Source organism: Thalassococcus arenae (assembly GCF_019104745.1).
Lineage (GTDB): Bacteria > Pseudomonadota > Alphaproteobacteria > Rhodobacterales > Rhodobacteraceae > Thalassococcus_B > Thalassococcus_B arenae.
On record NZ_JAHRWL010000002.1, the window covers coordinates 36165 to 46177 of the forward strand.

Sequence of the window (10013 nt, forward strand, 5' to 3'; positions counted from 1 at the left end):
AAATCGAGGGGGCGGAGATGAGCGAGATCACCGGGTTCGAAAAACACGATCACAGCGCCTGCATTTCGGGCAGCCTGGAAACCGTCGAGGCGGCCTGCGCCGAGCACGGACTGCAACTGACGCCGGTGCGACGGCGGGTGCTTGAGATCCTGCTGGCCGAACACCGGGCGATGGGGGCCTATGAGGTGCTGGACGTGCTGCGCGCCGAAGGTCTGGGCTCGCAACCGCCGGTGGCCTACCGGGCGCTGGACTTCCTGACCAAGAACGGCTTTGCCCACCGGATCGAGCGGCTGAACGCCTTTGTCGGCTGCGTGCATCCGGGGCTGGATCACACGCCGGCCTTCCTGATCTGCCGCGCCTGTTCGACGGTCGCCGAAGCGCCGGGATTTCGGGTGTCGCGGGCGGTGCGCAGCGCCGCCGAACCGCTGGAATTCGAAGTCGAACGCATGGTGATCGAAGCCGAGGGGCTGTGCCCGTCCTGCCGGGACAAAGCCGCGGCATGAGCCTGATCACAGCGAAGAACCTGACCGTCCGCTATGGCGGGCAGACCGTGCTGCACGACGTGTCTTTCGCGTTGGATGCGGCCGAGATCGTCACGATCGTCGGCCCGAACGGGTCGGGAAAATCGACTTTTCTCAAGGCTTTGCTGGGTGCGGTGCCGGCGGAAGGTACCGTCGACCGTGCGCCCGGCCTGCGGGTGGGCTATGTGCCGCAAAGCCTGGTGATCGACCCGACCCTGCCGCTGAGCGTGGCGCGGTTCCTGAACCTGCCGCGCCGGATACCGCGTGCCGCGCGGCTGGCGGCCCTGGCCGAGGTTGGCGCCGAAGCGCTGGTTGACCGGCAGATGACGCAACTGTCCGGCGGACAGCGACAGCGCGTGCTGCTGGCGCGCGCCTTGTTGTCCGATCCGCAAGTGCTGTTCCTGGACGAGCCGACGCAAGGGCTGGACCAGCCCGGTTCGGCGGCCTTCTACCGGCTGGTCGAGGACATCCGCGACCGCCACCGCTGCGCGATCCTGATGGTCAGTCACGAACTGCACGTCGTCATGAGCGCTTCGGACCGGGTGATCTGCCTCAACGGCCATGTCTGTTGCGAAGGCCACCCCGAGGTCGTGGCCCAGGCGGCGGAATACCGGGCGCTGTTCGGCACCGGCACGCAGGGCGCGCTGGCGCTTTACCGCCACGAACACCACCATCACCACCACGACCACGACCACGACCACGACCACGATCATGCTTGACGATTTCCTGATCCGTGCCGCCCTGGCCGGGGTCGGCGTGGCCCTTGCCGCGGCGCCGCTGGGCTGTTTCGTGGTCTGGCGACGGATGGCCTATTTCGGCGATGCCACGGCGCATGCGGCGATCCTGGGCGTGGCGCTGGCGCTGGCGTTGTCGGTGCCGATTTTCGCCGGGGCGCTGGCGGTGGCGGTGGTCATGGCGCTGGCGGTGTCGCGTCTGGCCGGCCGCGGGCTGGCGATGGACACGGCCCTGGGCGTGCTGGCGCATTCGGCGCTGGCGGTGGGCCTGGTGGCGGTGGCCTTCGTGCCGGGCGCGCGGGCCGATCTGTCGGCCTATCTTTTCGGCGATATCCTGGCGGTCAGCCGCGGTGACCTGGGGGTGATCTGGGGCGGGGCGGCGCTGGTCCTGGCGCTTCTGGCCTGGCGGTGGCAGGCGCTGCTGACCGCCACCCTGTCGCCGGAGCTGGCCTGGGCCAGCGGCATTGATCCAAGGCGCGAACAGCTGGTGCTGACGCTGGCGCTGGCCATCGTGGTGGCGGTGGCGATCAAGGTGGTGGGCGCGCTGCTGATCGGCGCGATGCTGCTGATCCCGGCGGCCACGGCGCGGCGGTTGTCGCGCGGTCCGGAAACCATGGCGGCCATCGCCGTCGTCACGGGCGTGCTGGCGGCGCTCGGCGGTTTGCAGGGCGCGTTGGTCTTCGACGCGCCGGCCGGTCCCGCCATCGTCTGTGCTGCGGCGCTGCTGTTCGCGCTGTCGACGCTGCGGCGCGGTGTGGCCTGAGCGCGGGCGGCCTGCGATCCTCTTTCCCCGATCCGGGTCCAGCGATAGGCTGGGCAGCGAAATGCGCAAGGGGGCTGCGCCGATGGAGATCGTTGCACCCGATACCCGACCGCGGGCCGCCGTTCTGGTTATCCATTCATGGTGGGGCCTGACCCCGTCGTTCCGCCGCTACGGCACGGCGCTGAGCCGGGCGGGATACCTGGTCGGCCTGGCCGATCTCTTCGACGGCGCCACGGCGGAAACCGAAGCCGAAGCCAGGCGCTTGCGCAGCCGGCCCCGCCGCGTGCCGATGTACAGGCAACTGGGCGCCGATCTCGAAACACTGCGGGCGCGGCTTGGCGGCGAAACGGCGCCTGTCGGCCTTGTGGGGTTTTCGATGGGTGGACATTGGGCGGTCTGGCTGTCGCAAAGGCCGGAATACGGCATTGCCGCCACGATCCTCTATTACGCGGCGCGGGGTGGCAGCTTTGCCTCGTGCCGGGCGCGTATCCAGGCGCATTTCGCCGAAACCGACGATTGGGTCAGCGCATCCGCGCGCAAGTCGATGGAGCGCAGCATCGCCAGGGCGGGGTGCGACTATCGCGGCTTCGACTATCCCGGCACCGGGCACTGGTTCGCCGAATCCGACCGGACCGATACCTATGACGCCGCCTGTGCCGCCCGCGCGCTGAAGCGCGACCGCGACTTTCTGGCCGAAACCCTGCGGCGCTGAACCCGGGCCGGGTCTTTTCGGTGTCACGGAAAGGGGGGGATGGTGGGCGACCCTGGAATCGAACCAGGCGTGCGTCTCCGCGAGGGAGTTACAGTCCCCTGCCACACCTTGCGGCCTGTCGCCCACACGCGCCGAAAATCGGCGTGAAGGCGGAATTACAATCGCGTCGGGGACACGTCAAGGCGAAAGTCGCTTGCGGTCGGACGGTGCCCCGTGCATGCAAAACCCGACAGGCAGAGCCGGGATCGGACGATGGCGAAGAAACCGAAATGGGTGGTCGAGAAAGAACGCGGGCGCAAGGCCTCGGCGGCGGAAACCGTGTGGCTTTTCGGGCTGCACGCGGTGCGTGACGCGCTGGAGAACCCCGCCCGCGACAGGCTGCGCCTGATCGTGACGCCCAACGCCGCAACCAAGCTCGAGGATGCCATCGCCGCCTCGGGCATGACCCCGGAAATCAGCGATCCGCGCGGTTTCTCGGCACCGCTCGATCCCGGCTCGGTCCACCAGGGCGCGGCGCTGGAGGTGAAACCGCTGGACTGGGGCAAACTGGACGCGGTGGCCTATCCCAGCCCCGGCGCGCGTCTGGTGCTGCTGGACCGGGTCAGCGATCCGCACAATGTCGGCGCGATCCTGCGCTCGGCCGAGGTGTTCGGCGCCCGCGCGGTGATCGGCACCCGCCACCACGCCGCCCCCGAAACCGGGGCGCTGGCCAAGACCGCCAGCGGCGCGCTGGAACGCCAACCCTATCTGCGCGTCACCAACCTGGGCGACGCGATCGAGGCGCTGCGCGAAGCCGGCTGGCTGGTGCTGGGCCTGGCGGGCGAGGCCGAGCAGACCGTCGAAGACGCGCTGGACGGGCAGCGCGACCGCGCCGTCGCGCTGGTGCTGGGGGCCGAGGGGCCGGGGTTGCGGCCGCGCACGCGCGAGGTCTGCGACGGGCTGGTGCGTATCGCCTTCGCCGGGGCGTTCGGGTCGCTCAACGTCTCGAACGCCGCCGCGGTGGCGCTTTATGCCGCGCGGCCTTGAGTTGGCCCGGCACGGGTCCTAGCTCTGGCCAAAGGAGACGCCCATGCCCCACGGCACGAAAATCGCCACCTGCACCTATTGCGGCACCCGCGCGGCGCTGGTCCTGACCGGCACGGTGCGCCACGAGTTGAGCTGTTCGGCCTGCGGTGCTCCGTTGCACGATCTCAAGATGCTGCCACTTGGCCAGGTCGATGCCGCCGCCCACACTCCGCCGGCGCCGGGCCGCAAGAAACGTCCCGAGGTGCATGCCACGCCGCTGCCGGTCTGGGAACGCGCCGCGCAATCGGGTGGGCTGAAGCGCAAGAAGAAGAAAAAGCGAAAGAGTCTGGCCAAGCGGTTCTTCGACGAGGCCTTTGACGCGCTGGAAGACATCTTCGACTGACGCGCCTGTGGCCGCGGCCGGTTCGCGTATTTTTCAAAGAGAAGAAGACGCGGGGTTTTTCCCCGAGGCTCTGGCCATTCCGGCGGGCGTGGATTATCTGCGGGCGCAGAGAGGTGCGCCATGACAGCCTTTGAAAAACCCGGCCCCGTGGAAGAGAACTGGCGGGATGCGATTTCCTCGGTCGAGGAGATCATCGAGGACGCGCGCAACGGGCGCATGTTCATCCTTGTCGACCACGAGGACCGCGAGAACGAGGGCGATCTGGTGATCCCCGCGCAATGGGCGACGCCGGACGCGATCAACTTCATGGCGCTCTATGGCCGCGGCCTGATCTGCCTGGCGATGACTTCAGACCGGATCGACCAGCTGGGTCTGCAGCTGATGTCGACGCAGAATTCCTCGCGTCACGAGACCGCGTTCACCGTGTCGATCGAGGCGCGCGAGGGCGTGACCACCGGCATTTCCGCCGCCGACCGGGCGCGCACCATTGCCGTGGCGATCGACGCGTCCAAGGGCGCGGCCGATATCGCGACGCCGGGCCACGTGTTCCCGCTGCGCGCGCGCAATGGCGGGGTGCTGGTGCGCGCCGGCCATACAGAGGCCGCGGTCGATGTCGCGCGGCTGGCCGGGCTGAACCCGGCCGGCGTGATCTGCGAGATCATGAACGAGGATGGCACCATGTCGCGGCTGCCGGAACTGGTGGCCTTTGCCCAGCGGCACGGCATCAAGATCGGCACGATTTCCGACCTGATCGCCTATCGCCGCCGCAACGACAACCTGGTGCGGGTGCGCTCGGAGCAGACCATCACCTCGGAATTCGGTGGCGACTGGGCGATGCGCATCTACACCGACGAGACCCATGGCGACGAACATATCGTGCTGACCAAGGGCGACGTGTCGGGCGATGATCCGGTGCTGGTGCGGATGCATGCGATGGACCCGATGCTGGACGTGATCGGTACCGGCCCCAAGGGCCGCGCGCATGAATTCCAGCACGCGATGGAAGCCGTGGCCGCCGAGGGACGCGGCGTGGTCGTGCTGCTGCGCGACACCTCGATGAAGCTGGACGTGCATGACGAGGTCAGCCCCAAGACGCTGCGGCAATACGGGCTGGGCGCGCAGATCCTGTCGTCTCTGGGGCTGTCCAGGCTGATCCTTCTGACCAATTCGCCGACCCCCAAGGTGGTGGGGCTCGAGGCCTATGGGCTCGAGATCGTCGGCACCCGCAAGATATCGGAGCTGGGCTGATGGCCGGACATTCTGACAACGATCTGGGGCTTCCGAGCTTTGACAAGCCGGTCAAGGTGATGATCGCCATCGCGCCCTATTACACCGCCATCGCCGAGGCGCAGCTGGCCGCCGCGCGGGCGGTGCTGGACCGCGCCGGTGTCACCCATGAGACCGTCGAGGTGCCCGGCTCGCTGGAAATCCCCACCGCCATCGGCATCGCCGAGCGGTTGTCGAATTTCGACGGCTACGTGGCGCTTGGCTGCGTGATCCGCGGCGCCACCAGCCATTACGATGTCGTCGTCAACGAAAGCGCGCGGGGGATCATGCTGCTGGGGCTGCAGGGCGTCTGCATCGGCAACGGCATCATCACCGTCGAGACCCGCGACCAGGCCGAGGAACGCGCCGACGCCAAGCGGCTGAACACCGCGGGCGGCGCGGCCGAGGCGGCGCTGCACCTGATCGCGCTGGCGCGGAGATGGGGCGGGGCGCGCAAGGATGTGGGGTTCATGCCTGCGCGAGACGAATACCAGATCGCCAGCAAGGCCAAGGGGCCGGCCAAGGCATGACCCAGCTGTCCGGCAACCAGAAACGCGCGATGCGCTCGGCGGCGCGGCTTTACGCGGTGCAGGCGCTGTTCCAGATGGAACAGTCGGGCCAGGACCTGGACAAGGTGCATCGCGAATTTCTCGAATTCCGCTTTGGCGCCGAGATCGAGGAAGGGACCGAGATGATCGATGGCGATGTCGACCATTTCGGCACGCTGATGCGCGAGGCGGTCAGCCTGCAGGCGAAGATCGACCAGATGACCGACCGCGCGCTGGTGGCGAAGTGGCCCATCGCGCGCATCGACCCGACCCTGCGCGCGCTGTTCCGCGCCGCGGGCGCCGAGATGCTGGCGATGGACACGCCCCCCAAGGTCGTGATCAGCGAATTCGTCGATGTGGCGCGGGCGTTCTTTCCCGACGGCAAGGAGCCCAGCTTTGTCAACGCCGTTCTGGATCACATGGCGCGCGAGGCGAGGCCCGAGGCGTTCTGACGCGATCTTCGCGGATTTCCGCCGTGTGGGCTTGCCAATTTCCCGTCGCATCTTAACCTTGGGATATGTCTCAAGGGGAAACACCCATGCCGAAACTGATCCGTCTCTACATCCGCCAGGTGCTGATAGGCTTTGCCCTGTCGGCGGTGTTTGTGGGCCTTGTCCTGTGGTTCAACATCGCCAATCTCTGGCATCTCGTGACCCATAGCCCCGGTGGCGCGTTGGCGGTGCTGATGTTCTGGCTGTTCAACGGCATCGTCTTTGCCGGGGTGCAGTTCGGCATCGCGATCATGCGCATGGGCGGCGATGACGACCGGGACGGCGGTGGCAAGCGCGACGCAATTCCGGCCGATCCGGTGCCGGTGCCGGTCGAAGCCGGCGCGCGCACCCGTCGCGTGCTGGGACGGCGGGTCTGACGGCAACCACCGATCCGTCCTGTTCGGGCGGATTTCGGGACGGATTGGTCAGGGCGGAAAGACCACGCGGAAAGCCGGCGCGGAAACGCAGCGGCGGGAACCACACCAACCGTGGGGCAAGCGCATTCCCGAGGACCTGTTACTACAGGTGGGCGCCAGGTAACGCGGCCAGGACCGTGTCAGAGCCAGCTCCCTCGGATTTGCTTAAGGCCACCGGAATGTTGCCGTGTCACGAGAAGGGCAGAACCCGCCAGTCGCCTAGGTAGTCTCTGCCACCGGGCGCGGCAAGTCCTGCATCGCGATTCCCTGAAGATCGCCGACGAAACCGTGCCAGCCCTTGTCGAGGGCCAGGATCAGTCCGAACGCGTCGGCATCGTCCGGCAGGCCGGAGTGTTCCAGCGTGAGCCTTGTGCCGCCGGGCAGCTCGGCGAGATGCCAGTCGACCCGGGTCATCCGCCCGTTCAGCGGCCCGACCGTGAAGGTCCAGCGCAGATGCGCGACCGGGTCGGCCGAAACGACGCGACCCCAGCACATACGGTCGCCATCGCGCGCCGATCGCAGCACGAAATCGCGGCCCACCGCGAGATCGGCCTCGGCCGGGTGGAACCACTTTCCCAGCAGATCGGCCCTGGTCAGGTGATCCCAGACGACGTGCCGGGCGGCAGGCAGATGAACGGTTTTCGTGATCGTGGTCATTGGTCTGGCTCCTTTTGGGACAGGGTGGCGTGCAGCGCGTCGAGGCGATCGTCCCAGAACGTTTCGAAAAAGCCGAGCCAGTCGACAACGGGTCGCAAGGCCGCCGCGTTCAGCCGGCTGTAGGTTTCGCGCCCCTGCCGCCGCATCCGGATCAGGTCGCCGTCCTGCAGCACGGTCAGGTGCTTTTTCACCGCGGCGCGCGTCATGGCGCAATGTTCGGTGATTTCGGCGATGGTCATCTCGCGCGCCGAGAGGCGGTGCAGGATGTCGCGGCGCGTGGGGTCGGCCAAGGCACGAAAGGCGGGTTGCAGGGGTGCGGTCATTGCGCTCTCATCAAGATACCATTTGGTATCACTTAAAATGACACCAAATGGTATCGAGTCAAGCACGATATCTGCGAGGCGGAATTTCTACTGCGTTACAAAGCCATAGCGGTCGATCTCGTCCGGCAGAAGGACATAGATCTCGTCGGCCGGCGTGCTGAGCGCGTGGCTCATGACCATCGGATCGATTCCCATCGCATCGAGATAGACCATCACGTCGCCCTGGCCGCGCTGGATATCCTCGACCGCCAGAAAGGCCGGCAACAGGGTGTTTTCGCCGAAGGCGTGCTGGTGCACGCCCAATTGCGCGCCGTCCTCGACCGTGCGGTTGGTGCCGCCGGCGAACAGGTAGGGGCAGGCGGAATAGCAGAACTCGCCCGCCAGCAGCCGCGTGCCGATGCCGGCCTCGCGCAGGAACCGGCCCAGCGACAGCGCATCGCGCACCGATCCGCCCGGCGATTGCAGGATCAGCGTTTCGATCCGTGGATCGCTCTGCGCGATCAGATCCGCCAGACGCGCGGCATCGCCGTCGGCGATGGCGCCTTCCAGCCGCCAGGTGCCGTCCTGCTGCGTGAGCGTCAGGCGGTCAGGCAGGGTGCCGGGGTCGCGCAGCGGCTGCACGGGGCTGCCGTCGCGGCCCGGCGCGAAGCGGCGGCGCTGGTCGCCGGGGCGTACCGGTTCGCTGAGTCGTGGCGCGGCGGGCGACAGGCCGGGCAGGCGCGGGGTGCCGAGCGACATGTCGCCCAGCACCAGCAGCGCACCGATCCCCAGTTGGAAGATCAGCACGCCCGCCATCACGCGCGAAACCGTGCGCGCGTTCATGCCGATTTGCCGCCGATATGCGACACCGGCGGCGCGGAATCGGGTTTTTCGTCAAGTTCCGGCAACGCGGCCTGCGCCCGCTCGACGTCGCGCAAGGCCGCCAGCGCGGCCCGCAATTCCGCCAGCGTCAGCGTGTCCTCGATGGCCGCGGATTCGCGGCCCTGCCGGATCGCCGCCTGGGTGATGGCCAGGATGAAGACCAGCACTGCGGGCAACAGGTCGATGGCGATGGCGCCGGCCCAGGACGGCACGAAGTTCCCGGCATAAAGGATCACCGCGTCGGCGGCGGAAATCGGCGTGTAGGTCACATCGGTCGCCGGGGCCATGGACTGAACCACCTGCGCGGCGCGCTCCAGCGTCGCGGCGCGGCTGGCCAGCACGTCGAGCACCGAGGTGATGGTGGCGGCCTGGTCGGTGCGGCCTTCTTCGGTGCGCCCGTCGAGTTCCGGCAGCACCACCGAGGCCGACAGATCCTGCGCCGCGCGTTCCACCAGCGGCGCCACCGACAATTGCCGCAGCGACGTGATGAGGCCCTGCAGGCGCACCGCGGCTTCGGAAAACTCGACCGAGCGTGCCTCGACCGGGCCGGGTTCGACGGTCAGGGCGCGCATCCGTGACAGGATCGTGTTGCCCTCGGCAAAGGCCTGTTCGACCAGCGGGGTCTGCGCGGCGATCTGGGTTTCCAGCGCCGTCAGTTCGGCGGCTTTCTGGCGCAGCACGCGGAACACCGCGCCGCGCCCCGCCAGGCCCGACAGCCCGCCTGCGGCCTCTTGTTCGGACAAATCCTCGAAGCTCTGGCGCACCCGCGCCACGTCGCGCTGCAGCGCCTGGGCCGACAAGGCGACCTCGTGGGCGCGTTCGAGGCTGAGCTGGTAATCCTGCACGGTTCTGGCCAGGTGCTGTTCCACGGCCGCGGACCCGGCCAGAGCGGCTGCGTTCAGCCAGGACGACATGGCCACGATGGCCAGCGATCCCAGCCCCATCGATGCCAGCAGCCCGGCCCGCGCCCGCGCCGTGCGCACCGCCGGGAACAAGCGCATCAGGTAGGACCAGAAGACGAAGATGCCGACGGACACGGCGACCGAATAGGCGATCGCGGCAAAGACCGACATGGCGCCGTTTTCGTCCAGCAACGACGATACGCCGAGATAGGTGTAGATGCCCGATGCGGTGGCCAGCACGCCGAGTGCTGTGCCGGAGAAGGTGTCGAGCCAGCTCAGATGCGCCTCGAGTTCGCGGGCATGGCGCACGCCGCGCGCCTCGGCCCGCGTCAGTCCTGTTTCGTCCGCCATCGCGCTCTCCCTGTGGTCCGCCGGTCACTGTAGCACCGGATCGGCGCGGTAAAACCCGGC

14 protein-coding genes and 1 tRNA gene are annotated in these 10013 nt (G+C 68.0%); 10 read left to right on the forward strand and 5 right to left on the reverse strand.

The annotated features are described in order from the left end of the window. The first annotated feature begins 17 nt into the window (after positions 1-17). From KUH32_RS11475 to KUH32_RS11490, 4 genes are all read left to right on the forward strand, one after another. Positions 18-503 carry a Fur family transcriptional regulator gene (locus KUH32_RS11475; protein ID WP_217778508.1) on the forward strand — a complete coding sequence of 162 codons (486 nt, stop codon included), beginning with the start codon at positions 18-20 and terminating at the stop codon, positions 501-503. Continuing rightward, positions 500-1240 (forward strand): metal ABC transporter ATP-binding protein, encoded by a 741-nt coding sequence (locus tag KUH32_RS11480; protein ID WP_217778509.1) that lies wholly within the window; start codon positions 500-502, stop codon positions 1238-1240. The genes KUH32_RS11475 and KUH32_RS11480 overlap by 4 nt, the downstream gene beginning before the upstream one ends. Continuing rightward, positions 1233-2018 carry a metal ABC transporter permease gene (locus KUH32_RS11485; protein ID WP_217778511.1) on the forward strand — a complete coding sequence of 262 codons (786 nt, stop codon included), beginning with the start codon at positions 1233-1235 and terminating at the stop codon, positions 2016-2018. Before KUH32_RS11480 ends, KUH32_RS11485 begins: the two co-directional genes overlap by 8 nt. A gap of 82 nt (positions 2019-2100) precedes the next feature. Beyond that, a complete protein-coding gene (locus tag KUH32_RS11490) occupies positions 2101-2730 on the forward strand; it encodes a dienelactone hydrolase family protein (RefSeq protein ID WP_217778512.1) in 630 nt (209 codons plus the stop codon). 40 nt (positions 2731-2770) lie between these two features. Here the strand turns inward: KUH32_RS11490 and KUH32_RS11495 are convergent. After that, positions 2771-2854, reverse strand: a tRNA-Tyr gene (locus KUH32_RS11495). Between the two features lie 128 nt (positions 2855-2982). Here KUH32_RS11495 and KUH32_RS11500 point away from each other — a divergent pair. The 6 genes from KUH32_RS11500 (at position 2983) to KUH32_RS11525 (ending at position 6820) form a co-directional block, all read left to right on the forward strand. Further along, a complete protein-coding gene (locus tag KUH32_RS11500; RefSeq protein ID WP_217778514.1) occupies positions 2983-3756 on the forward strand; it encodes a TrmH family RNA methyltransferase in 774 nt (257 codons plus the stop codon). A 43-nt stretch (positions 3757-3799) separates the two neighbouring features. Continuing rightward, positions 3800-4138, forward strand: a complete 339-nt coding sequence (locus tag KUH32_RS11505) for a hypothetical protein (protein WP_217778517.1) — start codon at positions 3800-3802, stop codon at positions 4136-4138. A 120-nt stretch (positions 4139-4258) separates the two neighbouring features. Then, positions 4259-5386 carry a 3,4-dihydroxy-2-butanone-4-phosphate synthase gene (gene ribB, locus KUH32_RS11510; protein ID WP_217778519.1) on the forward strand — a complete coding sequence of 376 codons (1128 nt, stop codon included), beginning with the start codon at positions 4259-4261 and terminating at the stop codon, positions 5384-5386. Next, on the forward strand, positions 5386-5934 hold the full coding sequence (locus tag KUH32_RS11515) for a 6,7-dimethyl-8-ribityllumazine synthase (RefSeq protein WP_217778521.1): 549 nt from the start codon (positions 5386-5388) through the stop codon (positions 5932-5934). Before ribB ends, KUH32_RS11515 begins: the two co-directional genes overlap by 1 nt. Further along, positions 5931-6404: a transcription antitermination factor NusB gene (gene nusB, locus KUH32_RS11520; RefSeq protein ID WP_217778523.1), complete on the forward strand. Its 474-nt coding sequence runs from the start codon at positions 5931-5933 to the stop codon at positions 6402-6404. Before KUH32_RS11515 ends, nusB begins: the two co-directional genes overlap by 4 nt. Positions 6405-6490: 86 nt before the next feature. Further along, on the forward strand, positions 6491-6820 hold the full coding sequence (locus tag KUH32_RS11525; protein WP_217778525.1) for a hypothetical protein: 330 nt from the start codon (positions 6491-6493) through the stop codon (positions 6818-6820). Between the two features lie 258 nt (positions 6821-7078). On the opposite strand, the gene KUH32_RS11530 is transcribed toward KUH32_RS11525, so the two are convergent. The 4 genes from KUH32_RS11530 to KUH32_RS11545 form a co-directional block, all read right to left on the reverse strand. After that, the gene (locus KUH32_RS11530) at positions 7079-7516 is read right to left on the reverse strand and encodes an SRPBCC family protein (RefSeq protein WP_217778527.1); all 438 of its coding nucleotides are present in this window, start codon (positions 7514-7516) and stop codon (positions 7079-7081) included. Continuing rightward, entirely contained in the window at positions 7513-7839 is a 327-nt protein-coding gene (locus KUH32_RS11535) for an ArsR/SmtB family transcription factor (protein ID WP_217778529.1), read from the reverse strand. The genes KUH32_RS11530 and KUH32_RS11535 overlap by 4 nt, the downstream gene beginning before the upstream one ends. An 87-nt stretch (positions 7840-7926) precedes the next feature. After that, a complete protein-coding gene (locus KUH32_RS11540; protein ID WP_217778531.1) occupies positions 7927-8661 on the reverse strand; it encodes a COG3904 family protein in 735 nt (244 codons plus the stop codon). Next, positions 8658-9953 (reverse strand): hypothetical protein, encoded by a 1296-nt coding sequence (locus KUH32_RS11545; RefSeq protein WP_217778532.1) that lies wholly within the window; start codon positions 9951-9953, stop codon positions 8658-8660. The genes KUH32_RS11540 and KUH32_RS11545 overlap by 4 nt, the downstream gene beginning before the upstream one ends. Positions 9954-10013: the final 60 nt, after the last annotated feature.